Genomic DNA, 26,211 nt, shown 5'->3' on the forward strand with positions numbered 1-26,211 from the left:
CTTGATGGTCCGTCAGTTCCGCGCGGTTTTGTGGGAAGCGCTGAACTCCACCGGAAGCGTGCGCAGGCCACGCATGATCAGCCCGCCGCGCCACCGCAGTTCGGCCGGATCGGCCCCAAGTCGCAGGTCCGGCAGGCGAGTCAGCAGGGTCGCGAGCGCCGTCTGTCCCTCAAGACGCGCCAGCGGGGCGCCCAGACAGTAGTGGATGCCGTGCCCGTACCCCAGGTGCTGGTTGTCGCGCCGTGCCAGGTCCAGGGTGTCCGGCTCCGCGAAGCGCGCCGGGTCCCGATCGGCGGCGGCGAGCACCACCAGAACCGGATCGCCGGCCGGGATGTCCTGCCCGCCGATGCTCAGCGCCTCGGTGGCGAACCGCCAGGTCGCCAGCTCGACCGGACCGTCGTACCGCAGCAGCTCCTCGATCCCGGTCTCCAGGAGCCCCGTCTCCCCCGCCGCGAGCGAGTCCTGGAGCACGGCACGCTGCCCGGGGTTGCGCAGCAGCGCGTACACCCCGTTGCCGATCAGATTCACCGTGGTCTCGAAACCGGCGAAGAGGAGGATGAAGGCCATCGCGGCGGCCTCGTTCTCGGTGAGGTGCTCGCCGTGGTCCGAGGCGCGGATCAGCCCGGAGATCAGGTCCTCGCCCGGCTCCTCCCTCTTCTTGTGGATGAGTTCGAGGAGATAGCCGCGCATCTTCTTCACCGAGCGCGCCACCCCGCCGCGCGGCCCGCCGCCGTGCCGGATCATCATCCCGGCCCAGTCCCGGAAGTCGTCCTGGTCCTCGGCGGGCACGCCGAGCAGGTCGCAGATCGCGTAGATGGGCAGGGGGAAGGCGAACTCGTGGATGAGGTCCGCGCTCCCCTTCTCCACGAAGCCGTCGATGAGCCGGTCGGTCAGCTCCTGCACGCGCGGCGCGAACTCCGCGACCCGGCGCGGCGTGAACGCCTTCGACACCAGCCGGCGCAGCCGGGTGTGGTCCGGCGGGTCGATGTTGAGCAGATGCGTCATCAGCTCGGCCTTGCGCTCCCCCGGGATCCCCGTCTTCCCCTTGGCGTGCGCCGGCTCGTCGTGGTGCGCCGGGTTCTTCGACAGCCGCTGGTCGGCGAGGGCCTGCCGGGCATCCGCGTACCGGGTCACCAGCCAGGCCTCGACCCCGCTGGGCAGGGTGGCCTTGTGCACGGGCGCGTGCTCGCGCAGCCAGGCGTACGCCGGGTACGGATCGGTGGCGAACTCCCAGGTGAAGAGCTCGGGCGCGGGGGTCGACGGCTGCTCGTGCATGCCCCGACCGTAACCGGCCCGCCGACCGTTCACTCGTTCGGCGGACCCCCTCGCGTTCCTGGTGGGTAGGCTTACCGTACGCGCCAGACTCCGTCGCATGGGAGCGCTGATGAGTGCCGCAGCCGATGACGAGCGGGCAGAGCAGTACGCATTTCCGACGCCGCCGGCCGGTGGGTGGACTGCGGACGACCTCGACCGGATTCCGGGTCTCCCGCCGCACACCGAGCTGATCGACGGAGGACTGTTCTTCGTGAGTCCGCAGACTTACTTCCACATGGCCACCCTGCGCCTGCTGGAGAACGCCCTGCTGGATTGCGCACCGGACGACCTGTGCGTCATCCGCGAGATGACCACCAAGCTGGGCGAGCGGGACCGGCCGGAGCCCGACCTGATGGTGGTAAGGGAAGGCGCCCTCACCGGCCCCGAGCAGACCTGGTACGACCCGAGCCATATTCTCCTCGCCGTCGAGATCGTCTCCGAGGAGTCGGTGGAGCGCGACCGGGAGATCAAGCCCCGTAAGTACGCCGCCGCCCGCATTCCCCACTTCTGGCGGGTGGAGCAGAACTACGGGCTGCCCGTGGTGTACGTCTACGAGCTCGACCCGGGAACCAACAACTACGCGGTCACCGGCATCCACCACGACCGGCTCAAGGTCACCCTCCCGTTCGAGATCGACATCGATCTCACCGCCGTGAACCGGCGGCGAGGCGCTCAGGCCTGAGCCCCGGCGCCCGGCAGCTCGCCGCCACAGGGCTGACGCCGGAGCTGACATACGGAGGGCCGATCCGCAGGCGAATGCCGAAGTCCACCCGTGCGGTGACACTCCGGGGCTTAGATTCACCGCGTGGATGCCCAGCTGCTCAGAAGCGTGTTCGCGGTCGTCGAGCGGCGTGCCGAGCACGCCGTCGCCTTCTTCTACTCGCATCTCTTCTGGCACAACCCGGGCATGCGCGAGCTGTTCCCCGCCGACCTGGCACCCCAGCGGGACCGGCTGTTCGCCGCGCTCACCCATGTGGTGACGCATGTGGAGGACCCCGGGCTCGCGCACTACCTGGGGCAGCTGGGCCGGGACCACCGCAAGTTCCTCGCCACGCCCCCGCTCTACTGCGCGGTCGGCGCGAGCCTGCTCGCCGCCTTCGCGCACACCGCCGGCGCCGCGTGGACGATCGAGGCCGAGAAGGCGTGGACCGAGGCGTACGGGCGGGTCGCCGACCTGATGCAGGCGGGCGCCGAGGAGGCCGTCGCGGAGGGGGAGCCGGCCTGGTGGGACGCGGACGTCGTGGGCCACGAGCGGTACGGGGACGACCTGACGCTGCTCACGCTGCGCCCGCGCCGCCCCTACCCGTACGCCGCCGGGCAGTACGCGAGCGTGAGCACGCTCCACCTGCCCCGGGTCTGGCGCACCTACTCCCTCGCCAACGCGCCGCGCCCGGACGGCACCCTGGAGCTGCATGTGAGCCGGATCCGGGGCGGGCTGATGAGCACCGCCCTGACCGAGCGGCTACGGGTCGGCGAGACGGTCCGGCTGAGCTCCCCGGGCGGCGCGCTGACCGCCCGTACCCCGCCCGGCAAGCCTCGTACGTACATCGCCGGCGGCACCGGCTGGGCGCCGGTGCGGGCGCTGCTCGAAGAGGCGGCGCGGGACGAACCCGGCCTTGAGGGGCGCCTGTTCGTGGTCGCCCGGGCCAAGGAGTACCTGTACGGGCGGGCCGACGCGCAGCGCCTGTGCGGGCTGCTCCCCGGCCTGCACGTCACCTACATCACCGCGGCCCCCGGCCGACCCCGCGACCAGGCCACCGAGCGCCTGGTCCAGGTCCTGCGGGCGGGCGTGAACTGGCCCGCCCACGACGTCTATCTGGCGGGCCCGCCCGGCCTGCTCGACGAGGTGTCGGAGGAGCTGGCCCGCCTCGGCACCGACCCGGTCCGGATCTTCCACGACCGGCTGCCGTCCGTCGGCCGCTTCCGGACCCGCCCGGCCACCCGCGCGGAGTGGCTCCTCAGCCCGCCGCAGCTCCAGTGGCACAACCCGGACGCCCGCGCCCCGCGCGAGCCCTAGCAATGTCCTACGGGGTTTCCAGGCCCTCCGCCGCGCGGATCGCGTCCCGGTAGAGGCGGCCCGCCGCGCGCAGGGCGGCCTCCGGGTCGACGCCGGCGGCCTCCGCGCGTACGGCCAGGGCGAGGAGCTCGTAGCCGATGCCGTCGGCGGCCGGGAGCGGCACGTCGAGCCCGGCGGTCCGTACGCGGCCCGCGAGCTTGGCGGCGAGCGCGAGGCCGGGCTGGCCGAGCGGGACGCCGTCGGTGACGGAGTCGCGCCGCTTCTCCGCGGCCTTGGTGCGCAGCCAGTGCTCCTTGACGTCCTCCGGGGTCTCGGCGGTCGCGTCGCCGAAGACGTGCGGGTGCCGGTGGATCAGCTTCTCCACGATCGTCCCGGCCACGTCGTCCACCGAGAACGGCTCCTCGGCGTCCTCCTCCGCGATCCGGGCGTGGAACACCACCTGGAGCAGCACGTCGCCGAGCTCCTCGCGCAGCGCCTCCCGGTCCTCGTCCTCGATGGCCTCGACCAGCTCGTAGGCCTCCTCGATGGCGTACTTCGCGAGGCCCGGGTGCGTCTGCCGCGAGGTCCAGGGGCACTCGCGGCGGATCCGGTCCATGACCTGGACGAGGTCGAGCAACCGGGCGCCCGGCAGGTCGTACGAGCCGGGCAGCAGCTCCAGGTCGGGCATGGCGACCCGGCCCGAACCGGCGAGCCGGGCGAGCCCGTCGGTGAGCGCCCGGTCGCCCTCGCCGGACGGCAGCACGAGCACCGTACGGCCCCCGGCACAGGCCTCGACCAGCTCCTCGGCCGTCGGCCGCAGCACCTCGACGGTGACCCCGGCCTCCTTCAGGTAGGGCAGCTGGGGGTGGTCCGCGTCCGGGCACAGCACCCGGTCCGCCCCGTGCAGCGCCTGCCAGGCCGGCCAGGAGAGCAGGCCCGGCGCCACCCGGTGGCTGGCGGTGAGCAGGACGACACGACCACGGTTCTCAGCGTTCACACCTCGAACCTACCCCGTCGCCGGAAGGCGCCTCGGGCCCAGGCCCAGGCTCAGGCCCCGGCCTCCACGGCCGCCGGCTTGGTGATCTGCCGTACCCACGGCGCCGTGTACGTCCCCAGCTGGATCTTCTCGTCGTCCCAGCTGCCGTAGCGCGGGTTCACGTCGATCTTCAGCTCCTTGGACGCCTTGCTGAAGGCCTCCGTGAGCTTCTTCTGCCCCTCCGGGGTGTTGGTGATCCCCAGCTTGGACGCGATCTTGTTCATGAGGACGGCCCGGCGGGCCACGTCGTCGATCTGGTCCGGCGCCACCCCGCGCTGCTGCAGCAGGGCGGTCGCCATCTGCTGCTCGCCGCCGCTCTGCCGGACGAAGTCGCTGCGGGCCTGCTGGACCTCGGCGCGGCTGACGGTGACCCCGTTGTCCTCGCCGACCTTCCGCGCCACCCGGTCGAAGATCATGTCGTGCAGCTTCTGGCGGCTGAGGTCGCCGGTCTCGCGGATCAGCTGCTCCGCGTTGGGCGAGGCCTGCTGCGCCGTGCGCACGTCGGCGACCTGGGCCTGGAGGCTGGACACGTCGATCCGCTGTCCGCCGACGACGGCCGCCGCGCCCGGATGGGCGTCACTGCCGCAGGCGGTGAGCAGCGGGGCCGCGGCGAGCAGCGTCGCGGCGGCGGAGACGGAGAGCGCAGTGCGGCGGTGCAAAGGAGCCTCCCGGCGTGGGTCGTGCGTCAGTGGAACGACCGTGCGGTGATCGATGTTAGGCAGTCGTCGTGGCGCGGGCCACTACTTCGTGACGACTGTTTCGGTCAACGACTCACGTGTTCGGGTGGTGTCGGGTCCCAGCATGATCGTCCGGGAGAGCACGAAGGTGACCGGGATCGCCGCCGCCGCGGCGATCAGCGGTGCGTAGGTGCTGTCGACGTCCATGAGGTCGACGAGGACGTAGACGCCGACGGTCGTGATGACGAAGTTCGCCGCGTTGGTCAGCGGGAACAGCAGGAACTTCTTCCAGGTGGGGCGGGTGCGGTAGGTGAAGTACGAGGTGAGGAAGAAGGAGCCGACCATGGACAGCGCGAAGGCGAGGACATGGGCGGTGATGTACGGCACCCACAGCCCGAAGAGCAGGTAGAGCCCGTAGTACGTGCCGGTGTTGACGACGCCGACCAGGCCGAACCGCACCACCTGCCCGACGGTGTTCCTCGTGGTACTCGGCGTCATGGGCCGTGTCGTCATCGGCGGACGAGTTCCTGCTCTTCCCGGGGCGCGGGGACGCGCGTGTTGGTGGCCTTGACCAGATAGTGCGGGCGGCGCTTCACCTCGTAGTAGATGCGGCCCACGTACTCGCCGACCAGGCCGAGCATCACCATCTGGACGCCGGCGAGCGCCGTGACCGTCACGAGCAGGGTGACATAACCGGGCGTGTCCACGCCGTTCACCAAGGCGACACCGACGATCCAGGCGGCGTACGCGAATGCCACCGCGACCAGGATCATTCCGAGATATACGGCGGCCCGGAGCGGCTTGTTGTTGAAGGAGAGAAGGCCGTCGAGACCGTAGTTGAGCAGCTTTCCGAACGTCCATTTCGAACGGCCCTGCTCGCGCACCGCGTTCTCGTACTCGAAGGTCGTCGACTTGAATCCGACCCAGGCGAAGAGCCCCTTGGAGAAACGGTTGTATTCGGTCAGTTCGAGAACGGCGTCGACCGTGCGGCGGGAAAGCAGCCGGAAGTCGCCGACGCCGTCGACCAGCTCGACGTCCACCAGGCGGTTGATCGCCCAGTAGTAGGCGCGGGCGGTGAGCGTGCGGGTGACCCGGTCGCCGGTGCGCGTGCGCCGGGCGATGACCTGGTCGTATCCCTCGGTGTGCAGCGCCAGCATGCGGTGCACGAGCTCCGGCGGGTGCTGCAGGTCGGCGTCCATGATCACGACGGCGTCGCCGGCGGCGGCCCGGAGGCCGGCCAGCATGGCGGCCTCCTTGCCGAAGTTGCGGCTGAAGGAGACATAGCGCGCCCGGGGATCGCCGTCGGCGATCCCCTCCAGAAGGGGGAGCGTTCGGTCACGGCTTCCGTCGTCCACGTAAACGATCTCGAATTCTCCGTCGAAACGGGAGAGTTCGGCCGTCACCTGGTCGTGGAAGCGACCGATGATCTCTTCTTCGTTGAAGCACGGGACCACGATCGAGAGCAGCACGGATCACACGACAACCGGTCCGGATGTCGCCGCCGGATTCCACCGGTGACCACGAGGCGACCATTGAATGAACTGCCCGCCGCCGGGGACGATTTCATGATCTGCCCTGCCATATTCGACACCACGATGAACATCAGCGGGAACAGAATCAGGCACCGGATCGGGAACAGGATCGGGAAAAGCCGCGGCGGCCCTTCGGCGCTCGCGGCGCTGCTCACCGTCGTCGCCGTGTGCGCCGGGGACGCGGTCGCCACCACCTTCCCGTTCGGCCACCACCGGCGCAGCGTGAACGACCTGGGCAACCAGTTCCTGCCCTTCCACGCGCGCCTGTGGGACCTGCTGCACGGGCGGGCCGACGGCGGGCTGCTCCTGAACTGGCAGTCGGGCTGGGGCACCAGCTTCCTGCCCGATCTGGGCACCTATCTGACCAGCCCGTTCGCCCCTCTGGTGGCGCTCGCGCCGCGCGCCGACCTGGCGTACGCGCTGTACGCGATCACCGTCCTGAAGACGGCGACGGCCGCGGCCGCGATGGCCTTCCTGCTGCCCAGGCTCCGGCCGGTGGCCGGGGGCCGGACCCCGTGGTGGGTGCCGGGGGTGCTCGGCGCGGCGTACGGCCTGTGCGGCTGGGCGATCCTGGAGGCCGTCTACAACCCCATGTGGATGGACGGCCTGATCGCGTTCCCGCTGCTCTGCCTCGTGGGGGTGTGGGTACGGGAGGGGCGGCGGCCGCTGCTCGGCCCGCTGGTCGTCGCGCTCTGCTGGACCGCCAACTTCTACACCGCCTACATGGCGACCCTCGGCGCAGCGCTCGTTCTGATCGTCACCGCCCCGCGCCGGCGGGTGATCCTGCGCGGTGCCCTCACCGTGCTCCTCGGCGTGGGCCTCGCGACGCCGGTCCTGGTGCCGGTGTCCCTGGGGACGCGGTACGCCTACCCCGGCGTCGTCCGGGACTTCGCACCGGCCGGCGGCGCGGACCTCGCGGCCCGCCTGATGCCCGCCACGTACGGCTTCTCCACGCCGGCCCTGTTCGTCTTCACGGCCGTCCCGGTGCTTGCGGCCTCCCTCCTCTTCCGGCGCGAGTGGCTGTGGCCGGCGGTCGTGACCGGCGTCGCGCTGTCCTTCCAGTTCGGGCCGACGCACCTGGTGTGGCACGTCTTTGCGACGCCGAACGGCAGCCCGTACCGCCAGACCTTCGTCCTCGCGGGCGTCCTGGTGATCGCCGCGTGGGCGGCGGTCGCCGACGGCCCGCCGGACCGGCGCTCGCTGCTCGGCGGCGTCGCCGTCGTCGGGGTGCTCGCGCTCGGCGCGCTGGGCAGCGGGGAGGCGACGCCGTGGGGCTGGGCGCTGTTCGCGGCGGGCCTCGCGGTCGTGCTCGTACGGCACCGGCGCCTGGCCCTGCCCCTCCTCGCCGCCGTCCTCGTCGCGCAGGCCGCCGCGACCACGGCGTGGGGCGACAAGGAGCGGCTGCGGCGGCTCGACGACTACCCGGCGTGGAGCGCCGCCGACACCCGACGGTACAAGGCGCTCGACCGGGCCGACGGCTGGCCGGCGTACCGCGTGGACTCCGGCCGGCCGCAGACCACCGGCAACGAGCCGATGATGCTCGGCGGCCAGGGCGGCGCCTACTACAGCAGCCTCACCCCCGACGTCCTCACCCGCACCATGGCGGCGCTCGGCGTCGGCTGGACCTCGCGCGGGCGCAACCTGCAGAGCCTCGACAACCCGGTCACGGACGCCCTGTTCGCGGTCGGCGCGCGCCTGCGGGACGGCGGCCTCGTCCGTACGGCCACCCCGCCGGCGCCCCTGGTGACCCTCCGGCCCCCGGGCCCGCCCCCGGCCTACGGCCCCTCCCCCTTCCGCAACCAGGAACTCCTCCTGGGCGCCCGGGTGTACGAGCCCCCGACGCCCTCCGGCGCCTGCCGCGTCGGCACCGAGGTCTTCTTCTGGTCCCCCGACTACACGGGCCCGGCCTCCCTCGCCGGCCGTACGGTGAAGCTGCGCGGCCAGCTGCTGAAGTGGCGCGCGGCCCTGGTCTCGCTGGGCGTCCAGCGGGTGCCGGGCCTGAAGCCCCGCATCCCCGCCAAGGGCGAACTCGCCTGCCTGGACCACACCCGCCTGCGCGCCGCCGTCACCGCGCTCCGGGCCTCCGCGCCGCCCACGGTCGACGTCACCTCCACCGGCTTCCACGCCACCCTGCGCCCAGGCACGACCGGCACCCTCGTCCTGTCGGCGCCGAGCATCCCCGGCTGGCACTGCGACGGCCGGTCGGCGGAGTCGTACGGCGGCCTGGTCGCCGTCCCGGTGACACCGGACCGGGGTGAGGTGACGTGCGCCTTCCGCCCGCCGGGCCTGCGGCTCGGCCTGGCGGCGGCGGGGGCGTCGGTACTGGCGCTGGCGGGGTGGGTGCTGTGGACACGGCGTCGCTACAGCTCGTAGTCCTGGGCCAGTTCCTCCCAGCGAATGCCGCGCAGCGCAAGATCGGCGTCCTCGCCCGCCGGCACCACCGGTTCCGGCTGGAACCAGACGACGACGAGGGAGGAACCATCCATCGCCCGGTCGAGCGCCGCGGAATCGAAGACACCGATACAGGCCACGCCGGGCAGCACCTCGACGGGACCGAAGGCGCCGCCGCCGACGGAATCGTCCGGGTACTCGCGGGAGGGCTCCACGAGGTGCACCGGCAGGGAGGAATACGCCCGCTCCGCGAGCCGCTGGAACCAGTCGACCCTGCGGTCGTTGACCCGCTTGCACGGGTAGCCCTCCAGCATCCCCCCGTACGTCTCGGACATCCGCAGCTCGGTGAGCTCGATCGAACGACCGGACGTGAGGACGATGCGACCCAGTGACATGCCGACACCCTATGCGTGCATCAGGGCGTGTTCAGGTTCTGCGTGGTGGTGTTGCTGGCGCCGGGGCTCTTGATGTTGTTGTTGACGCTGATGTTGTTGAACATCGGCAGGACGCCGCTGAGGTTGATGGGCAGGATCGACCCGGAGCCGTTGCCTCCTCCGTTGTTCCCTCCCGTCTGTTCGTAGGTGATGGTCACCGAAGCCGGGCCGGTGGCAGGTCCGGACGTACCGCCCGCCGGGACGCGGTTGGATCCGCCACCGCCGCCGCCGGGCCCAAAGGCCCCGTCAGTAATCCCCTCGCAGCCGCCGCCTCCGCCGCCACCGAACCAGCCGGCTCCGCCGCCTCCGCCGGAGAAGGGCTCGCCGCCGTTGCCGCCCGTACCGGCGCCGCCGGGGGTGCCGGGCACAGGGGGGCCGGGCAGGGGGCCGTCTTCGGGGCATGCCGCTCCACCCGCGCCGGGGGTCGTCTGGGTTCCCCCGCCTCCCCCTCCGCCGCTGCTGGGCCTGCTGCCACCCGTCTGACCGGTGACTCCGGCGTCTCCTCCGGTCAACTCGGGAGCGGGGGAGGAGTCGCCGCCGGCTCCGCCGCCTCCGCCGCCGCCCGCGACGATGAGCCGGGGGTCGGTGGCGCTGACGCCGGTGAGGTTGCAGCCGGGGCTGGTGGAGTCGCAGGTGCGCACGTCGCTGGCTCCGCCGCCCCTGCCGCCGTTGCCGTCGCCACCCGATGCGCCTCCGCCTGTGTCGACGTTGACATAGAGGGTGGTCGTGCCTGACGGCACGTTGACGGTGCCGGTGACGGTTGAGCCGTCTCCGCCCACTCCTCCAAAGGCCCCGTTCCCACCTGCGGCGCCGGTGGCGGAGATGGTCAGTTGGGTGACGCCTGCCGGGACGGTGAAGGGCTGGTTCGCGCCGGGGGTGAAGGTGACGCTCACGGGCGCCGCCTGGGCGGGTGCCGCCAGGGGCCCCACCAGCGCGGCCGGCAGCGCCGCCGCGGCGAGCAGCAGGGCGCCACGTCGTGGGGATACCGCATGATGCATGGTCAGTCTCACGCTCGGGACTCCTCGACAAGGGGGTGCCGCACGGGGGGGACGTTCCGGTCCCTACCGGAAACTCCGCCGATCAAGCCACACCGAGCCGACACGAGGCATGCGGACACACCGCCGCATACATCGCCGCGACCAATAGTCCTCAAGTCGGAGGAGCACATCGCCCGACAGTGTGACTCAGGTCACACCAGAGCCTGTCACAGACGCTCCGGCCGTCTCGTCATAGGGGTGTAGCGACGATGAGAACGGCACAAAAGGAGCCCATCATGGAACCCCGCCTCAACCCCTTCACCAGCCCGACCGCCGGCAAGCTCATCAAGCACCTCGCAGCCGCCGGCAACGCCGTCACCGCGTCCGGAGTGCCCGTCCTGACCCAGGAACTGGTGAAGATCCGCGCCAGCCAGATCAACGGCTGCGCCTTCTGCCTCGACATGCACACCAAGGAGGCCGAGGCGGCCGGCGAGACCACACAGCGGCTGATCATGGTCGGCGCCTGGCGCGAGGCGAAGGTCTTCACCGACGCCGAGCGCGCCGCACTCGAACTCGCCGAGCTGGGCACCCGTATCGCCGACGGCACGGGCATCCCGGACGACGTCTGGCAGAACGCGGCCAAGTACTACGACGAGGAGCAGCTCCTCGGCATCGTCGGCCTGATCGCCCTGATCAACGCCTTCAACCGCATGAACGTCCTGCTCCAGGTCCCGGGCGGCGACTACCAGGTCGGCCAGTTCGCCTGACCGCCCCCCTCACCCGTGACGCCCTCGTGCTCCTTCGCCAGATGCCGGCGGAGGAGCACGTTGGCGTCCGCCTCCGCACTCCCGTCGTACGCGACCCGCGCCGCGCGGCGACGGCCCGCCAGACCGTCACACTCCGCACACCCCGCTACGGGGACGGGCGCGGGCGGCAACGCCACGTCCAGGAACGCCACCGCCGCCGCCCGCGCCCGCTCGTTCACCGCCCGCACCCCGGCGCTCAGCCGCTCGTCCTGCGTCGCGAGCCGGATGTGGGCGGGGTCGGCCTGCCATTCGCGCCCGCCACCGAGGGGCCGGAGCATCACGTGAGGCCCGGCGTGACCCCGGAACTCCCCTACCACGCCAGCGACTTCGTCGTACACAAAAGCGCCGCATTCCATGACAACAGCTCCAGGTGTTGGACTACCCTCCGTAATGGGGCATGTCGAGGATGAACCCGGGGCAGGTTGGGGAGGCCGGTTTCGCGGCCGTTGTTCCCCGTCGTCGTTCCGGTACTTCCACACCTTCCGGGAAGGAGTGCTGATGCCGCCGAGACGAGTGGTCACCGGCCGCAGCCAGGAGCCGCGCAAGCGTTTCACGGAGGAGCTGCGCAAGCTGCGGCTGGAACGCAAGCTGAGCTTCCGGGCGTTGGGGTCGGCGCTGGGCTGGGACGCGACGCTGTTCTCGAAGATGGAGAAGGGCGAGACGATCGGTGGGCCTGAGGTCGCCCAGGCATTGGACACGTATTACGGAACGTCGGACCTGTTACTGGTGTTGTGGGAGCTGGCGGCGGGCGACCAGTCGCAGTTCCGCGAGAAGTACCGCCAGTACATGGCTCTGGAGGCGGAGGCGGTGAGCCTCTGGCAGCACGCCACCTGCGTGCTGCCGGGCCTGCTCCAGACGGAGGCCTACGCGCGCACGCTGATGGAGACGGGCCTCCACAAGGGCGAAGAACTGGACCGCCAGGTCGAAGCACGCGTCGGGCGACACGAGCTGCTGACCGGGCCCAACCCGCTCAACTTCCGCACGATCCTGTCGGAGACCGTGCTCCGCACACCGCTTCCGGACCGGACTCAGTGGCAGGAGCAGTTGGAGCACCTCCTCGCGATGGACGATCGCCGAAACGTCACCATCCACGTAGTTCCACACTCCGCTGGGCTATACGCGCTGCACAGCGCCCAGACGACGTTCCTGAGGCTCGCGGACAGCCGCGTGGTGGCCTGGGTCGAGACCAGTTACTCGGGAAGCCTGGTCGAACAATCAGCCGACGTGGACCTCCTGCAGCTCCGTTACGATCGGGTTCGCGATCTGGCCCTCTCCCCGGCGGATTCACGGAAGTTCATCATGCGTACGTTGGAGGAAGCACAGTGCGAGCCGTCGATCTGAGCACGGTCACCTGGCGCAAGAGCTCGTACAGCAACGCAGAAGGCGGCGAGTGCCTGGAGGTCGCGGACGACCTCCCCCTCGTCCCGGTCCGGGACAGCAAGAACCCCACCGGCCCCGTCCTCCTCTTCCCGGCCGCCGCCTGGTCCGCTTTCATGGACGGGATCAAGTCGGCCACGTAGTCCGGGGGGATCGGCGATGCAGGCATCGGAGTTAGCCACCGCGGCAGTCCGGGTGGCGACCGGAGGGGCTCCGGTCGCGGCGGCGCAGAAGAAGGCGGTGCAGGAACTGGTCTGGGGCCGCCTCGGGGGAAGCACTCTGGGCGCCTCGGCGTTGGCGCGGCTGCATGAGCAGCCCGGCGAGGGGTCGGCGGGCATCGTGGCCTCCGTACTCGCCGACGAATTGCGGGCGGACCCGGAGTTCGCCGAGCGCGTGGCCAGGGCCCTTCAGGCGCCGCAGAGCAGCAGCCCGCTGCCGCCTGAGCCGGCCGCCCGTCGGCGCGCCGCTTCGGCTCCCGCGCCGCCGTCGTACCCTCCCCGGCCCGCCGCCGCTCCCGTCCAGGTGCCGCGTGCGGCGGACGTGCGGAACATTCTGCTGCTCGGGTTTCCGCAGGCGATGCTGGCCTACACCGTCGCGTACATCGCGAAGGAGAACGGTGCGGGGGCAGCCGTTGAGATCCTCATCCTGCTGGTGTCGACCGGCCTGACGGGATACGGGGTGTGGCTGGGCGTCCGGCTGTTCCTGCGGCGCGTACGCAGCGGCGCGCTCATCTGCGCGGTGGTGTTCAACGTTCTGGTGCTGATCAGGTTGCTCGACTGGCTCGTGGGAAGCGCACTGTCCGCCTGAATGTGCCCCCCCTTACGACGTGAGGGCCTTCTCCATCAGGGTGAAGGACTTGGGCGGGCCGCCCGGTTGCGGCTTGCCCTCCACGAGGCCGACGGGGCGGTAACCGGCGTCCCGGTAGTAGGCGTTCAGGGGCGCGTTGTCGGCGAGGCAGTCCAGGCGGGCGTGGGTGCGGCCGGTCGCCGCGACGCGGGCTTCGGCGGCGGTCAGGAGGCGGCGGCCGGTGCCGGGAGCGGCGGTGGTGCGGTCGATCATGAGGCGGTGGATGTAGCCGGCCATGGGCGGCTGGGCGCCCCATGCGGCCTCGTCGTCCCACCACAGCTCCCAGGCCCCGACGACCGCGCCCCCGTCCGCCGACTCCGACTCCGACTCCGCGAGCCAGACCTCGCCGTCCCCGGCGATGACACGGCGGAAGTGGTCCTCGTCGAGCTCTCCGGGCTGCCACTGGCGGGTCACGCCGCGCGCGAGCATCCAGCGGGCGGCGGCGTCGCGGAGGCGTACGAGGGTGGGGAGGTCGGACTCGGCGGCGAGGCGGATACGAAGATCGTTCACGCGCGGATGCTCGCACACCCCGCCTCGGGTCAGCCCGCCGGCCTGGTCAGGGTGCAGTGCGGGAGGTCGTGGTCCGGATCGCCGACGCGGGTCCAGAGCTTCAGGACCTTGCCGTACTTCAAGGCGGCGTAGGGGTCGGGCTCCCGCTCGACCTCTTCGGGGTGATAGGCGTTGACGGGGTGATCGGCGTCGAAGGACAGAGCGAGGATGCTCTGTTTCGTGTTGGAACCCTGCTTCCAGGTGCCTGTTCCGGACCAGGTCAAGCCCTCCTCCCAGCTGACGGCGACGCAGATCTTGTCGGCGACGAACGTGCCGTCCGGCTTCAGCGTGAGGGTGCCGTCGTCGGCGTCGGTCCACGTGGTGGCGAGTTCGGCGGGCTTCAGGATGATGGGGTCGCCCTCGGGCGGCGGAAGCTCGTAGAGCCTGCCGCAGGCCGTCAGGGCGAGGGCCACGGCGGGCAGGATCAGGGCTGTTGTTCGACGGTAGCGCGACACGCTTCACCTCTGGGCTCAAGAACGCATGCCGTACCCTGACACGAAACTTGAACACGTTCAAGTCCTCATCTTGGCCGCCCTTGGCCGGCCTGGCCGCCCCGGGCCGCCCGCCCCGCGGATCAGGCCCGCAGCCAGGGGCCGAACTGCTCGGCGACCAGCGTCGCCACACCCGCCGCGTCCCGCGTCCCGTCGACCTCGATCACGCGGATGCCCAGGCGCCGGGCGCCGCGCACCACGTCCTCGGCGACGAGGCGGTCGCGGGCGATCCGGTTGGCCTGGGCGCGCGCCGGGTCACCGACCGGCACGCCCAGGGCGCCCGCGCGGCGGAGGGTACGGATCTGGTGCTGCCGGAAGTCCTCGGTGGGTACGAGGACGACCATCCGCCGGACCGAGTCGATCAACGGCGCGACCAGCTCGGGCCGCAGGCCCCACCCCTCGGCGATCGCCGAACGGCCGGTCGACAGGGCACGCAGGTCGTCCAGGGCCCACTCGAACCGCACCGGAAAACCGGCCAGCGTCTCGGCCGCCATCTCCTCCGGACTCCGCCCCGTCCAGACCTGCTCGGGCTCCGGGTCCGCCACCGGCTCCCCCAGCGCCACCCGCCGCGCGATCCGGCGGTCCTGATGGCCCCGGGCATCGTGGTAGTCGTAGTGATACACCGTCACGCCGAAGTCCCGCGCCAGCAGTTCGGACACGGTCGTCTTGCCGGCCCACTGCGCACCGCCGATCCACAGCATCCGGCGCAGGCTGCCGTGCGGATCCCAGAGCTCTGTCAGGGCGCCTCCTTCAGGCGGATGAGGGTGAAGACCTAAGCCGTGCCGGTGAGCACCGCCACGAGCACGGCGCGCAGCGCACGCACTGTCAGCCAAAATTTTCTACCCTGCCGAAGCCGAACTCGCCTAGAGCGCCTGGCAGTAGGCGTGCTGGGCGGTCTTAATCGAGTGTGAGACTCCCGGTCCGGGTGATACAAGGTCCGCGTGACTGAGCATCCCTCCTTCCCCACCCTGCTGCGGATGATCGACGAGCGGTCCGCCGCGTTCCGCGCCGCCGTCGCCGCGGCCCCCAGCCTCGACGCCGACGTCCCGTCCTGCCCGGGCTGGACGCTGTACGACCTGGCGAACCACCTCAGCGAGGGGGACCGCTTCTGGGCCCACATCGTGCTGAACACCGCGCCGGGCGACGAGCGGCCGAGCAAGGACGGGCTGGCGGCGCCCAGGGAGCGCGAGGCCCTCATCACCTGGCTGGCCGACTCGACGGAGCAGCTGCTCACCGCTCTGCGCGAGGCCGGCCCGGACCGGGGCTGCTGGGCCTGGTGGGAGCCGCTGGCCTCGCCGCACACGGTGGCCGCCGTGGCCCGCCGCCGCGTCCCGGAGTCGCTGATCCACACCTACGACGCCCAGCTGGCCTCCGGTGCCCCGCAGGAGCTGCCGACGACCGAGGCGGTCGACGCCATCGAGGAGTTCCTCGCCACCGTCTGCACCGTCACCGTCCCGTGGCCGGGCGAGCCCGCCACCATGGACTACCACGCAGCGGAGGCCGGCTCCTGGCGCCAGACGGTGGACGCCGCCGGTTCCCGCTTCACCCGCCTCACTGCGGCGGAGGCCGCCGAGAGCAAACCCACCGCCGCCCTCTACGGCACGGCGAGCGAGATGGCCCTGCTCATGTACATGCGCATCCCGGCCGGCTCGCTGCGGATGGAGGGCGACGTCGACCTGCTCCAGCAGCTGCAGGACTGGGGCTGAGAGAACGGGGCAAGCAGCAGGGCAGCGAGGGTGAGCACGAATAGGGGCCGGGCGCCCCGGGAGTGGGGCGCCCGGTCGTGGGGTGTCAGGGGCGGGTGAGGTGGAGGATCGTGCAGGACGTCGGGGTGGCGGGGCGGAAGGCGTCGGCGGGGACGGGGGGCGTGAGGGTTCCGGTGAAGCCTGATGCCTGGTCGGCTGCGGCGTCGGCGTACTCCTGGGTGACGAGGAGGGTCGCCGAGGTCAGGGCCGGGGCGCGCAGGCACCAGTCGAGGATCGCGGGGGCCGTGGTGGGGGCCACGGCGACCACGGCGAAGGGCTCGCGCGGGGTCCTCGCCTTCGTGAAGTCGGCGCGGAGCACGCGGATGCCGGGCTCGTCGCGGGTGCGCGCCGAAAGCCTTCCGGCGGCGGCCGGGTCGGGCTCGTAGGCGGTGACCCGGGCGCCGTGGGCGGCCAGGGCTCGGAGGAGCGCGGCGTCGCCGGCGGCGGGCACGAGGACGTGGCCGTGGGCCGCCGGTGCGGCGGTCGCCACGAGCCGGCCGATCGTGGCCGGGTCGACGAGCACGTACGGGGACACGGCCTGGTGGGCGCGGTCGCGCGGGCTGCGCTGGGCGCCCGGGACGGCCCTGCCCCGGGTGTTGTGCGAGAAGTTCCCGTAACCGTGCTTGCGGGAGTTGAAGTTGTTCGCCATTGCGGCTGCCCTTTCGGGGTCTTCGAGAGGAATGAGGATCGCAATCTCGAAGGGCCCTGGGCACGCCCGCGGACGTGTGAAGGGTGTGCGTCCGTCCGCTAGCGGGCCTGGGGCCGGTCGCTGCGCAGGCGGATGAAGACGGCGCCGAAGCCGCCGATGGCGGCGGTGCTGAAGGCTGACATGTAGCCCAACCTAAGAAGGGGCCACCGCCCCCCGCAACCCCTTTACCCGGCGCATGCGTAAGGGGCCGGTCCCCTGGGGACGGCCCCTTACGTGAGTGGCGTGACGGACGGGCGTCAGGCCTTCTTGACCGGGTCGAGGCAGAGCACGAACTTGTCCGAGTTCAGCTGCTGCGCGAGCGCGACCTCGCCGACCTCGCACTTGTTCACGTCGAAGGTGTTGTCCACCACCTGGAGGACCTTGTAGAGGTCGGCCTTGCCCGAGGCGCAGTCCTGGGTGTCGACCTTCGGGTCGTTCTCCGGGCCGGTCACGGTCACGCAGTCGTTGACCTCGGCGTGGACCGGGGCGTCACCGGTCAGGTGCGGGAGGCCGACCTTGACGGCGACGGCGACGATCACGAGGACGACGAAGCCACCGATCTTCTTCAGCAGGCCGCCCTTCTTCTGCTCGGGCTGGGGCACCGGGGCACCCTGGGCAGCGGCGAACGGGTCGGACGGCTGAGGCGTGGTCATCTCGGATCCTTGACGGGGGAACGGCGTGGACATGATCGAACGGGCACGTTACACAGTGCAAAATAGGTAAATCGGACGGTTCTGCCTCGTTTCCCAATCCGGTACGGACTCGTGACTCTGCCGACCCGTCAGGAAACCGCCGAAAAGCCCCCGGCCAGGGCCGAACGGCCCTCCCCGCCGACCCCCTCCCCCGTGATCGGATCACGACGGAGAACTGTCCACCGGAACGCATTCAGGAGGCTCTGACCGTGGGGACGAGCGGGCATCAGGACGACTACCACGCCCTGGTCGCACGGCACGAGGCGATGCGGCTGCGCAACCGGCTGCTCTCGCCCGCGGGCGGCACGAGAGCGACGACGCCGGGGTCGGCGCCGGGGCCGGGGGCGGTCCCGGGGGCGTACGACGACGACGCCGGCGCCGCCGACCAGGCGCTCATCCTGCGGCACCTGGCGGCCGTCACCCCCTTCGGGGAGCTGATCGACCGGCTCTACGAGTCGATGTTCGGCCGCCACCCGTATCTGAGGCGCCTCTTCCCCGACTCCATGGAGTTCCAGCGCTCGCACCTGGAGCGGGCCTTCTGGCACATGATCGACCACCTCGACCGGCCCGCCGAACTGGCCGCCGACTTCGCCCGCCTGGGGCGCGAGCACCGCCGGCTCGGCGTGCTGCCGGTGCACTACGAGGTGTTCGAGTCGTCCCTCGTCGAGGGGCTGCGGCTGTGCGCGGGCGGCGCGTGGAGCGGGGCGGCCGAGGCGGCGTGGGTGCGGATGCACCGGCATGTCTCCGCCGCCATGGTGGCGGGCGCGAACGAGGCCCTGGGCGAGCCCGTGGCCTGGAACGCCACCGTCACCGCGCACGAGCGCGTCGACCCCGACCTGGCGCTGCTGCGGGTACGGCCGGCCGAGCCGTATCCGTACCGCGCCGGGCAGCACGCGCGCGTGGAGACGCCACTGCTGCCGCACACCTGGCGGCCGTACACCCCGGCCGGTGTGCCCGGCGACGAGCTGGAGTTCCATGTACGGCGCACGGCGCCCGGCGGGGTCAGCGACGCGCTCGTCGAGCACACCGGGGTCGGGGACGTGCTGCGGCTCGGCCCGCCGCAGGGCACCGCCACGCTCGACGAGGAGCTGACCGACGACGTCCTGATCGTCGCGGGCGGCACCGGCTGGGCGCACGCCAAGGCGCTCCTCGACGAGCTGTCCCGGCGCCGCCCGGCCGGTCTGACGGCCCGTCTCTTCCTCGGTGCCCGGAACGCCGGCGCGTTCTACGACGAGGCCGCCCTGGAGCGCCTGGAGGCCCGCTGCCCGTGGCTCGGCGTCACCCGTGTGGTCGACGGCGGTCCGAGCGGCCCCGACGGCCGTGGCGCCCTCCTGGACGCCGTTCTCGGCTCCCGTACGTCCCCCACGGACTGGTCCCGGTCCCGGCAGCTCGTCTACGTCAGCGGGCCCACCGGCCTCGTCGCCGCCACGGCCTGGCACCTCACCGAGGCGGGCCTGCCGCCGGAGCGCCTGCGCCACGACCCGATGCCGGTGTCCTCCCCCGCCGTACCCGCGCTCCAGTCCTAGGGGCAGCCCTAGGGGCAGCCCGAGGTCAGGCCCGGGGAAGCCGCGGGTCCATCTGCCGCTGGCGGTCGAGCACTCGGCGCAGGTCCGCGGCGAGCGGGTGGTACGGGCCCTGGTCGCGCTCCACGTCGTAGAGCAGGGTCGCCAGGTGGGAGACGGCGCCCGCCTGCTCGCCGGTGGCGAGCATCAGCAGGCCGATGCGGTGGCGGATGTCGAAGGCGCGCTGCCGCAGTTCGGGGTCCGCGGCGCCGCCCTGGTCGTGGTACGGCAGGAGGGCACGGAACTCGGCGAGCGCGGCGGCCGGGTCGCCCAGCTGCTCCAGGCACAGCGCCGCGTCGTAGCGGAAGCGCAGGGTCTGCGGGTCGTACGGGCCGGCCTCGGCGGACCGGTCCTCGGCGAGGCGGCGCAGCTCGGGCAGGGCGCGGCGGTACTGGCCGTCGTCCATCAGCGTCGTCGCGTACTGCTTGCGCAGGATGCGGACGACCGGCGAGCGCTCGCCGTGCTCGGCGGCGGCGGCCGGGAGGATGCCGCCGAGGACGTCCACGGCCTGGGTGATGGAACCCTCGCCGAGGAGCCGCTTCACCTCGTCGACGGCGGCGGCCACATCGGGCTTGCCGGGCGCCGGGGGCACCGGCGGCGGGGCGGGCACGGCGGCCTGGGCGGCCGCCCGGTCGGGCCAGGGGGCGTGCGGGCGGCGGAACGGGCGGGTCGGGTCCAGCGGCCCGGCGCCCGGCCCGGCGGCGGCCACACCGGGCGCGGGCAGCAGCGGCAGCAGCCGCTCGTAGACCTCCTGCGCGTCGGAGGGGCGGTCCTGCGGGTCCTTGGCGAGCAGCCGCAGCACCAGCGCCTCCAGGGCGTCCGGCACCTCGGGCCGCAGCCGGCGGACCGGCAGCGGCGACTCGTGGAGGTGGCGGTGCAGCACGCCGAGCGCGGTGGAGCCGGCGAACGGCACGTTTCCGCTGAGGAGTTCGTGGAGCAGCACGCCGAGCGCGTACAGATCGGTGTACGGGCCGACGGCGCCGCCCATCGCCTGCTCGGGCGCCATGTAGGCGGGGGTGCCGATGGGCGAGCCGGTGTGGGTGAGGCGGGTGGTGTCGCTGTCGAGGACGGACGCGACGCCCAGGTCGAGCACGGTGACCGTGCCGTCGGGGCGGACCATCACGTTCCGCGGCTTGAGGTCGCGGTGCACGATCGGCACGGCGTGCACGGCGGCGAGCACCGCGCACAGCTGGGCGGCGACGGACACCGCCCACGGCCAGGGGTACGGGTCGTGCTCGGCGAGGTGGTCGGCGAGGTCGGCGCCCTCCACGTACTGCATGACGAGATACAGCTCGTCGCCGTCGCTGCCGGCGTCGTGGACGGTCACCAGGCCCGGGTGGTCGACCTGCGCGGTCACCCGGCACTCGCGCACGAAGCGGCGGCGCAGCTCGTCGGCGGCGGTCGCCGGGCCGCTGATGGCAGCCGGGTTGAGCAGCTTCACGGCCACCCGGCGGTCGAGCCGGCCGTCGTACGCCGTCCACACCTGGCCCATGCCGCCCTGGCCGATCAGGGTGGCCAGCTCGTAACGCCCGCCGACGACCCGGCCGTTCACCTACCGCCGTCCCGGGGGTCCTTGTCCTTGCGGAGCAGGTCGCTGAGCTCGTCGAGCTCGGCGCGGACCTGGTCGATGCGGGGGCTGGGCGGGGTGATCTGGGGCTGGGGCTGGGGCTGGGGCTGGGGGCGGGGCTGGGGCTGCGGTTGCGGCTGGACGGGCGGGAAGCCATAACCCTGCTGGGGCTGCTGCGGGACCTGGTGCCGGTGCGGCGGCACGGTGGCAGCGTACGGGTTGTACGGCGCGGGCGGCGGGACCGGGCCGTGCAGGCGTATCCGGTCGTGGCGGATGTCCACCGCCAGGTAGTACCCGGTGAAGGCGGCCGCGCTGAGCAGGATCGTCGCCATGACGACGTCGGCCCGGGTCGTCTCGACGTCGTCCGGCATCAGCACCATGCAGACGATGATCAGCACGATCGAGGCGACGAACAGGATCCAGTCGACCACCCGGCGGGTCAGCAGGGCGATGCGCAGCGCCGTCGCCCACGTCAGAAACCCGATGCTGAGCAGCGGCAGCATGGCGAACAGCACCCGCAGCACAATGACCGACGCCGGCACACCCTGCCGCTGCGGCGGTGTGGCGGGCGGCGGATAGCCCTGGCCGTACATTCCTGCTCCTGGTGACCTGAAAAGCCCGACTGTCGGAGATGAGCGTATACACCGACTCCGACAGCCACCCAGGGGTTGTGCATAACCGTGTTCGGGCCGTTGCGCGGCCCGTCGGTCAGGGCGTCACCGTGCCGTCCGCGAGCCCGTCGTACATGCCCTGCACCAGCTGTTCGCCGAGCCGTCCGGCGAGCCTCAGCGCCTCCTCGAACTCGGCGAGCGCCTGGAAACGGGCGCCGTAGCGCCGCTGTTCGGCGAGCGGGAGCCGGGGCAGCTGGAGGCGCCGTACGTCGAGCCGGGTGGCGGTCGAGGCGTAGGAGCTGGCCTGCCGGTTGTTGGCGGTGGCGCGCAGGAAGCCGGCCAGGAACCAGGGGTCGACGGCGGCCGGGTCGGGGCGCAGCAGGTGCACGTTGCGGCCGAGGGCGGCGCCGGCGGTGGCCGGGTCGACGACGCGGGCGACCGCGCCGCCGCCGAGCACCGGGACGACGACGTCCCCGGCGGCGAGCAGCACCGGCTCCTCGGCGGGCCCGCCGGGCGGGGCCTCGGGGAGGCTGCCGGAGGGGGCCTGGGCGGCGAGGACGTCGGTGTCGGTGAGGACCCGTACGGGGGCGCCGGCGGCGGCCGAACCGGCGCCCCCGGCGTGCAGCGTGAGGGCGCCCGCGCGGGCGAGTTCGCCGACGGTCGTCGCGGTCCGGTGCACGCCGGGGAGACCAGGGGCTCCGGAGCCGGCAGCCGAGTCGGTGGCGGGCGGCGGGGTCAGCTCGCGGGTGCGGCGCAGGGTCTCGGTCAGCCGCTCGCGCACGCCGGCCAGCTGCGCCGCGCCCTCGGCGGCGGCGGGCGGCGGCAGATGGCGGGCGGGCGCCAGGTCGACGTCGTCGTCGAGGAGTTCGATGACGGGGACCGAGCGGCTCTCGCCGGGGGTCTCGGCGAGCGTGCCGTCCTGGAGGAAGGGGCGCCAGGCGTCGAGGACGGCGGTCTCGACGGCGGGCCAGTCGAGCCGGTCGCGGCCGGCGGCGCTGGTCTCGGTCGCCGTGTCGACGAGGAGCAGTTCGGCGGGCGGACGTTCACCGGGGACGGGCCTGCGCAGCACCCAGAGGTGCAGCGGGATGCCGTACGGGGGTGCCGCGCCGGCCGGCAGGGCGACGACGGCCCGCAGCGCGCCGCGGCGCAGCAGGTCGGCGCGGATGCGGCGGCCGGAGCGGCGGGACGCGGCGGCGGGCGGCATGAGCAGGACGGCGGTGCCGCCGGGGCGCAGCCGGGCCAGGGCGTGCTGGACCCAGGCCAGTTCGGACTCGGTGCGGGCCGGGAAGCCGTACTCCCAGCGCGGGTCGTAGGCGAGTTCGTCGTGGCCCCAGTTGCGCTCGTTGAACGGCGGGTGGCACAGCACGGCGTCGGCGGTGAGCGCGGGGAAGGCGTCGGCGCGCAGGGTGTCGCCGGGGAGCACGCGGACGTCGGTGGTCCGGTCGGTGGTGAGCGCGAGGCGCAGCGCGGTGAGCGCGGCGAGGTCGCCGTCGGCGTCCTGGCCGTGGACGACCGTGGCCGTGGTGGCGGCGCGGAGGAGGGCGCCGGTGCCGCAGGCGGGGTCGAGGACGGTGGCCGCGGGTCCGGCGAGCGCGGCCATGAGGGCGGCCGGGCCGGGCGGGGTGAGCGTGTACTGCCGGGGGTTGGCGTCCAGGTGGCGGCCGAGCAGGAACTCGAAGGCCTCGCCGGGGCTGCTCTCGGCGGCCAGTTCGGCCGCGCCGCGCACGAGCGGGACGGAGGGGGCGAGGGCCCGCGCCGTGGGGGTGCGGACGGCCCGCTCGACGCCGAACCGCTCGGTCAGCGTCTCCTCCAGGGGTACGGGGAGGAGTTCGGCGAGGCGGGTGTCGGGCGCCGCGGCGAGGGTGGGCCAGGCGGCGGCCCGGTCGCGGACCAGGAGCAGGGCGCAGCCCGCGTGCACGAGCGCGGTGACGGCGCCGGCGGGGTGGGCGGCGATCTGCTGCCAGACCCGCTCACCGAGCGGGACCTCGGCGAGTTTGCCCTGGGCGCGCAGCCAGTCCTCGACGTCGGCGAGGGCGAAGGACGGGCTGGTCTCCGTGCCGCCGACCGGCCGGGGGAAGTCGGCGTGGCGGCGGCGCCAGTTGCTCACGGCCGCCCGGCCGACGCCCGCGAGGCGGGCGATCCCCGCGGCGGTCACCTCTGCTGCGTTGTCCGGCACCGGCCGCTCCTCTTCAGTCCGCTTCGTCAGCCCGCTTCAGTCCCGCCTGGCGTGTGACGCCGATCCTACCGACGAACGCAAGAGGCGTCCCTTCACAGCGTGAGCGGATCTGTTTTTCGTGAACCGTGTTGACTCGGTTCACAGGCTCTGCTGTCATTGATCCATCGCGCCAGACAAACTCACTGTCCGGGAGGACACACTCATGTCGTACGACACGCAGCTCCCGCACCCGCAGACGCCCGCCCCGGCGGTCATGCGGAACGGGCTCGGCACCGCGGCCCTGATCCTCGGCATCATCGGCACCCTGTCCGGCTTCATCCCGCTGTTCTTCTGGCTGGCCGGCATCCTCGGCGTCATCGCGCTGATCCTGGGCCTGGTCGGCACCGGCCGGGTCAAGCGCGGCGAGGCGAACAACAAGGGCGTCGCCGTGACCGGCACGATCCTGGGCCTCGCGTCCCTGGTCCTCTCGGTGGTCGGCGCGGTCATCACCTTCACCGCGGTCAGCGACGCGGTGGACGAGATCGACAAGACGCTCAAGGACAGCGCCACCAGCGCCCCGGCGACCCCGGGCGGCAGCGCCAAGGGCAAGGGCGAGAGCAAGAAGGACAAGCCGCTCGCGGCCGACGAGACCGCCGCGTACGAGGACGGCCTGGAGGTCACGGTCTCCGCGCCCAAGGCGTTCACCCCGGACGAGTTCGCCGTCGGCCACACCGAGGGCAACAAGGCGTACAAGGTCACCGTCACCATCGAGAACAAGGGCAAGAAGGCCTTCGACACCTCGGGCACCCTGCCCAACGCCCGGGCCGGCAAGGACGGCGCGGACGCGGAGATGATCCTCGGCGAGAAGCTCGACGTCGCCTTCGAGGGCTCGGTCCTGCCCGGCAAGAAGGTCACCAAGACCTTCGCCTTCGACGCGCCCGCCGCCGCCAAGGTGCTGACTGTCGAGATCCAGCCCGCCATGGGCCTGGAGCACGACGCCGCGCAGTGGGACCTGAAGATCGGCTGACCCGCCGCCCCGGCCACGGAGCCGGACCCCGGCCCGTAAGCCCAGCGCTCCCCCGTAACCCCCGCACCACCCCGTAACCCAGCACCACCCCGATCCCCCTCGGAGATTCACCATGTCTGCCACCGTCCCCGCCCCCGCCCGCCACCGGATCCGCCGCCGGGCCGCCCTCGCCGCCACCCTCTGCGCCGCCGTCGCGCTCGGCGCGACCGCCTGCGGGCCCTTCGGGGACGCCGAGCCCAAGGCCTCCGGGCCCTTCGGGGAACTCACCGGCCCGCAGATCGTCGACAAGGCGATCGCGACGACGAAGACCGCGAAGTCCCTGAGCATGGACCTCGACCTCAAGACCACCGACGGCCCGATCAAGGCCTTCGTGTCGACCGACCTGCAGGGCAGGTGCGCGGGCACGATGACGATCGACACGACCGGCACCGCCGAACTGATCCGCCCCGACGACAAGGCGGTCTACCTCCGCTACGACGAGGCGTTCCTCAAGGAGCAGTCCAAGGGCGAGTCCCCCGAGGTGCAGGCGGCCGTGCTCAAGCAGATGAAGGGCCGCTGGCTGAAGACCGACGCCAAGGACCCGGACACCAAGGACATGGTCGAGCTGTGCGACCTGAAGGCGCTGCTCGCCGACTTCGAGCAGGACACCGCCGGCACGGTGCAGGGCGAGGAGACGATGGTCGGCGGCAAGAAGGCGCTGACGCTCACGCAGACGTACAAGGGCGGCGAGAAGGACACGTTCTACGTGGCCACGGAGGGCAAGCCGTACCTGCTGAAGATCGTCACGACCGGCGGGAAGGAGCCGGGCACGATCGCCCTGTCCGGCTACGACAAGCCGGTCACGGCGACGGCGCCGGCGAAGAAGGACGTGCTGGACGAGAAGGACCTCGGCTGACCGAGCGTCGGCCGGCGGAAAGCGAAAGGCGTGACGGCCTCCGGAGGGGGGCGGCCGTCACGCCTTTTCGTGTGTGTCGCTCTCAGAGCTGGTGCCGGACCCAGATGTTCGGCTCGACGTAGACCGCGTAGCCGCGGGCGGTGTCGCAGTGCACCGGCACCAGGGCGCCGGGCACCTCGACCGGTCCGTCGGTGTCGAAGGGCAGCCCGGTCCAGGACCGCCACTGCGCCACGGACCCGCCGATGGTCATCGACGCCGGCGCCACCTTCACGACGGCGCCGCCCGCGCGCACGTGCACACGCAGCCACGGGTCGTGCGGCAGCCCGTCGGACTCGCGGGTGCGCAGCGCGTACTCGTGGATCGAGCCCTCGGCCTCCAGGTGCTTGCCGTTCGGCCGCAGCGGGGCGACGAGCTGGGTGTGCCCGAGGCGGCGGGCGTTGTCGCGCATGGCCGCGAGCATCCGGTGCGAGACCCCGTTGCCGAGCGCGCTGGTGTCGACGGTGATCTCGATCGCGCTCACCGTGTCCGGCGTCCGCCCGTGCCGCAGATCGGAGAACGCCCACAGCAACACCTGGTCCCACCCGGTGTCCGGCAGCTCCCCGCGCCCCTCGGCCGCCAGCTGGAACGGCACGCTGAACCCGCGCGCCACCACGTCCTCACCGTCCGGCCCGTCGGTCGCGACGAGCACGTACTCCGGGAACTCGGCCACGATCCGCCCGATGTGGCTCCACCCCACCGGGTCGTACATCATGAACTCCGGCCAGAGGTCCTTCATCTGCCACAGCTTCCCGGCGAGGGCGGGGCGCTCGGCGAGCGTAGTGATGTGCACGTCCATGCGGGCGA

Annotated in this window: 28 protein-coding genes; 11 read left to right on the plus strand and 17 right to left on the minus strand. The window is 72.4% G+C overall.

What is annotated here, in order from left to right; genetic code table 11:
- Positions 1–12: 12 nt before the first annotated feature.
- The gene (locus KV205_RS32180) at positions 13–1,275 is read right to left on the minus strand and encodes a cytochrome P450 (protein ID WP_265868362.1); all 1,263 of its coding nucleotides are present in this window, start codon (positions 1,273–1,275) and stop codon (positions 13–15) included.
- Between the two features lie 97 nt (positions 1,276–1,372).
- Here KV205_RS32180 and KV205_RS32185 point away from each other — a divergent pair, with 97 nt between their 5' ends.
- On the plus strand, positions 1,373–1,996 hold the full coding sequence (locus tag KV205_RS32185) for a Uma2 family endonuclease (RefSeq protein ID WP_265868364.1): 624 nt from the start codon (positions 1,373–1,375) through the stop codon (positions 1,994–1,996).
- Positions 1,997–2,119: 123 nt separating this feature from the next.
- A complete protein-coding gene (locus KV205_RS32190; protein WP_265868367.1) occupies positions 2,120–3,331 on the plus strand; it encodes a globin domain-containing protein in 1,212 nt (403 codons plus the stop codon).
- 7 nt (positions 3,332–3,338) lie between these two features.
- Here the strand turns inward: KV205_RS32190 and KV205_RS32195 are convergent, their stop codons facing one another.
- The 4 genes from KV205_RS32195 to KV205_RS32210 all read right to left on the minus strand — a co-directional run bounded on the left by KV205_RS32195 (position 3,339) and on the right by KV205_RS32210 (position 6,492).
- Positions 3,339–4,307: a nucleoside triphosphate pyrophosphohydrolase gene (locus KV205_RS32195; protein WP_265868370.1), complete on the minus strand. Its 969-nt coding sequence runs from the start codon at positions 4,305–4,307 to the stop codon at positions 3,339–3,341.
- 50 nt (positions 4,308–4,357) lie between these two features.
- The gene (locus KV205_RS32200; protein WP_265868371.1) at positions 4,358–5,005 is read right to left on the minus strand and encodes a SurA N-terminal domain-containing protein; all 648 of its coding nucleotides are present in this window, start codon (positions 5,003–5,005) and stop codon (positions 4,358–4,360) included.
- 81 nt (positions 5,006–5,086) lie between these two features.
- On the minus strand, positions 5,087–5,521 hold the full coding sequence (locus KV205_RS32205; protein ID WP_265868372.1) for a GtrA family protein: 435 nt from the start codon (positions 5,519–5,521) through the stop codon (positions 5,087–5,089).
- Between the two features lie 11 nt (positions 5,522–5,532).
- Complete coding sequence (locus KV205_RS32210) at positions 5,533–6,492, minus strand: glycosyltransferase family 2 protein (RefSeq protein ID WP_265868373.1); 960 nt, start codon at positions 6,490–6,492, stop codon at positions 5,533–5,535.
- Positions 6,493–6,588: 96 nt separating this feature from the next.
- Here KV205_RS32210 and KV205_RS32215 point away from each other — a divergent pair, with 96 nt between their 5' ends.
- A complete protein-coding gene (locus KV205_RS32215) occupies positions 6,589–8,928 on the plus strand; it encodes a YfhO family protein (RefSeq protein WP_265868374.1) in 2,340 nt (779 codons plus the stop codon).
- On the opposite strand, the gene KV205_RS32220 is transcribed toward KV205_RS32215, so the two are convergent.
- Positions 8,916–9,341 (minus strand): hypothetical protein, encoded by a 426-nt coding sequence (locus tag KV205_RS32220; RefSeq protein ID WP_265868375.1) that lies wholly within the window; start codon positions 9,339–9,341, stop codon positions 8,916–8,918. The two genes, KV205_RS32215 and KV205_RS32220, sit on opposite strands and share 13 nt — an antisense overlap.
- A 20-nt stretch (positions 9,342–9,361) precedes the next feature.
- Positions 9,362–10,390: a hypothetical protein gene (locus KV205_RS32225; RefSeq protein ID WP_265868376.1), complete on the minus strand. Its 1,029-nt coding sequence runs from the start codon at positions 10,388–10,390 to the stop codon at positions 9,362–9,364.
- Between the two features lie 263 nt (positions 10,391–10,653).
- Between KV205_RS32225 and KV205_RS32230 the strand changes: the two genes are divergently transcribed.
- On the plus strand, positions 10,654–11,124 hold the full coding sequence (locus tag KV205_RS32230; RefSeq protein ID WP_265868377.1) for a carboxymuconolactone decarboxylase family protein: 471 nt from the start codon (positions 10,654–10,656) through the stop codon (positions 11,122–11,124).
- On the opposite strand, the gene KV205_RS32235 is transcribed toward KV205_RS32230, so the two are convergent.
- Entirely contained in the window at positions 11,100–11,441 is a 342-nt protein-coding gene (locus KV205_RS32235; RefSeq protein WP_306806364.1) for a hypothetical protein, read from the minus strand. The two genes, KV205_RS32230 and KV205_RS32235, sit on opposite strands and share 25 nt — an antisense overlap.
- A gap of 220 nt (positions 11,442–11,661) precedes the next feature.
- On the opposite strand from KV205_RS32235, the gene KV205_RS32240 reads away from it, so the two are divergent.
- Genes KV205_RS32240 through KV205_RS32250 form a run of 3 tightly spaced genes read left to right on the plus strand, consistent with a single transcriptional unit; the run spans position 11,662 to position 13,347 of the window.
- Positions 11,662–12,504 carry a helix-turn-helix transcriptional regulator gene (locus tag KV205_RS32240; protein ID WP_265868379.1) on the plus strand — a complete coding sequence of 281 codons (843 nt, stop codon included), beginning with the start codon at positions 11,662–11,664 and terminating at the stop codon, positions 12,502–12,504.
- A complete protein-coding gene (locus tag KV205_RS32245; protein ID WP_265868380.1) occupies positions 12,486–12,683 on the plus strand; it encodes a DUF397 domain-containing protein in 198 nt (65 codons plus the stop codon). Before KV205_RS32240 ends, KV205_RS32245 begins: the two co-directional genes overlap by 19 nt.
- Before the next feature lie 16 nt (positions 12,684–12,699).
- Complete coding sequence (locus KV205_RS32250) at positions 12,700–13,347, plus strand: hypothetical protein (protein ID WP_265868381.1); 648 nt, start codon at positions 12,700–12,702, stop codon at positions 13,345–13,347.
- Positions 13,348–13,359: 12 nt separating this feature from the next.
- On the opposite strand, the gene KV205_RS32255 is transcribed toward KV205_RS32250, so the two are convergent.
- From KV205_RS32255 to KV205_RS32265, 3 genes are all read right to left on the minus strand, one after another.
- Positions 13,360–13,896 carry a GNAT family N-acetyltransferase gene (locus KV205_RS32255; protein WP_265868382.1) on the minus strand — a complete coding sequence of 179 codons (537 nt, stop codon included), beginning with the start codon at positions 13,894–13,896 and terminating at the stop codon, positions 13,360–13,362.
- Between the two features lie 29 nt (positions 13,897–13,925).
- Positions 13,926–14,390: a hypothetical protein gene (locus KV205_RS32260; RefSeq protein ID WP_265868383.1), complete on the minus strand. Its 465-nt coding sequence runs from the start codon at positions 14,388–14,390 to the stop codon at positions 13,926–13,928.
- Between the two features lie 119 nt (positions 14,391–14,509).
- A complete protein-coding gene (locus KV205_RS32265) occupies positions 14,510–15,127 on the minus strand; it encodes a hypothetical protein (RefSeq protein WP_265868384.1) in 618 nt (205 codons plus the stop codon).
- A 240-nt stretch (positions 15,128–15,367) separates the two neighbouring features.
- Here KV205_RS32265 and KV205_RS32270 point away from each other — a divergent pair, with 240 nt between their 5' ends.
- Positions 15,368–16,132 (plus strand): maleylpyruvate isomerase family mycothiol-dependent enzyme, encoded by a 765-nt coding sequence (locus KV205_RS32270; RefSeq protein WP_265868385.1) that lies wholly within the window; start codon positions 15,368–15,370, stop codon positions 16,130–16,132.
- An 85-nt stretch (positions 16,133–16,217) separates the two neighbouring features.
- Here the strand turns inward: KV205_RS32270 and KV205_RS32275 are convergent, their stop codons facing one another.
- On the minus strand, positions 16,218–16,820 hold the full coding sequence (locus tag KV205_RS32275) for an rRNA adenine N-6-methyltransferase family protein (protein ID WP_265868386.1): 603 nt from the start codon (positions 16,818–16,820) through the stop codon (positions 16,218–16,220).
- A 296-nt stretch (positions 16,821–17,116) separates the two neighbouring features.
- Entirely contained in the window at positions 17,117–17,512 is a 396-nt protein-coding gene (locus KV205_RS32280) for a hypothetical protein (RefSeq protein WP_265868387.1), read from the minus strand.
- Between the two features lie 248 nt (positions 17,513–17,760).
- On the opposite strand from KV205_RS32280, the gene KV205_RS32285 reads away from it, so the two are divergent.
- The gene (locus KV205_RS32285) at positions 17,761–19,077 is read left to right on the plus strand and encodes a globin domain-containing protein (RefSeq protein WP_265868388.1); all 1,317 of its coding nucleotides are present in this window, start codon (positions 17,761–17,763) and stop codon (positions 19,075–19,077) included.
- Between the two features lie 25 nt (positions 19,078–19,102).
- Here KV205_RS32285 and KV205_RS32290 read toward each other — a convergent pair whose 3' ends face one another.
- From KV205_RS32290 to KV205_RS32300, 3 genes are all read right to left on the minus strand, one after another.
- Positions 19,103–20,665, minus strand: a complete 1,563-nt coding sequence (locus KV205_RS32290) for a serine/threonine-protein kinase (protein ID WP_265868389.1) — start codon at positions 20,663–20,665, stop codon at positions 19,103–19,105.
- A complete protein-coding gene (locus KV205_RS32295; protein ID WP_265868390.1) occupies positions 20,662–21,273 on the minus strand; it encodes a hypothetical protein in 612 nt (203 codons plus the stop codon). The genes KV205_RS32290 and KV205_RS32295 overlap by 4 nt, the downstream gene beginning before the upstream one ends.
- Positions 21,274–21,388: 115 nt before the next feature.
- Positions 21,389–23,467, minus strand: a complete 2,079-nt coding sequence (locus KV205_RS32300; protein ID WP_265868391.1) for an N-6 DNA methylase — start codon at positions 23,465–23,467, stop codon at positions 21,389–21,391.
- A 202-nt stretch (positions 23,468–23,669) separates the two neighbouring features.
- Here KV205_RS32300 and KV205_RS32305 point away from each other — a divergent pair, with 202 nt between their 5' ends.
- Together KV205_RS32305 and KV205_RS32310 are read left to right on the plus strand one after the other, a co-directional pair.
- Positions 23,670–24,473, plus strand: a complete 804-nt coding sequence (locus KV205_RS32305) for a DUF4190 domain-containing protein (RefSeq protein ID WP_265868392.1) — start codon at positions 23,670–23,672, stop codon at positions 24,471–24,473.
- A 112-nt stretch (positions 24,474–24,585) separates the two neighbouring features.
- Positions 24,586–25,368, plus strand: coding sequence for a hypothetical protein (locus KV205_RS32310; protein WP_265868393.1), 783 nt, complete (start codon positions 24,586–24,588; stop codon positions 25,366–25,368).
- Between the two features lie 82 nt (positions 25,369–25,450).
- Here the strand turns inward: KV205_RS32310 and KV205_RS32315 are convergent, their stop codons facing one another.
- The gene (locus KV205_RS32315; protein WP_265868394.1) at positions 25,451–26,203 is read right to left on the minus strand and encodes an N-acetyltransferase; all 753 of its coding nucleotides are present in this window, start codon (positions 26,201–26,203) and stop codon (positions 25,451–25,453) included.
- Positions 26,204–26,211 lie beyond the last annotated feature (8 nt).

Origin of the sequence: Streptomyces sp. SKN60 (assembly GCF_026236535.1) — a bacterium.
GTDB lineage: Bacteria > Actinomycetota > Actinomycetes > Streptomycetales > Streptomycetaceae > Streptomyces.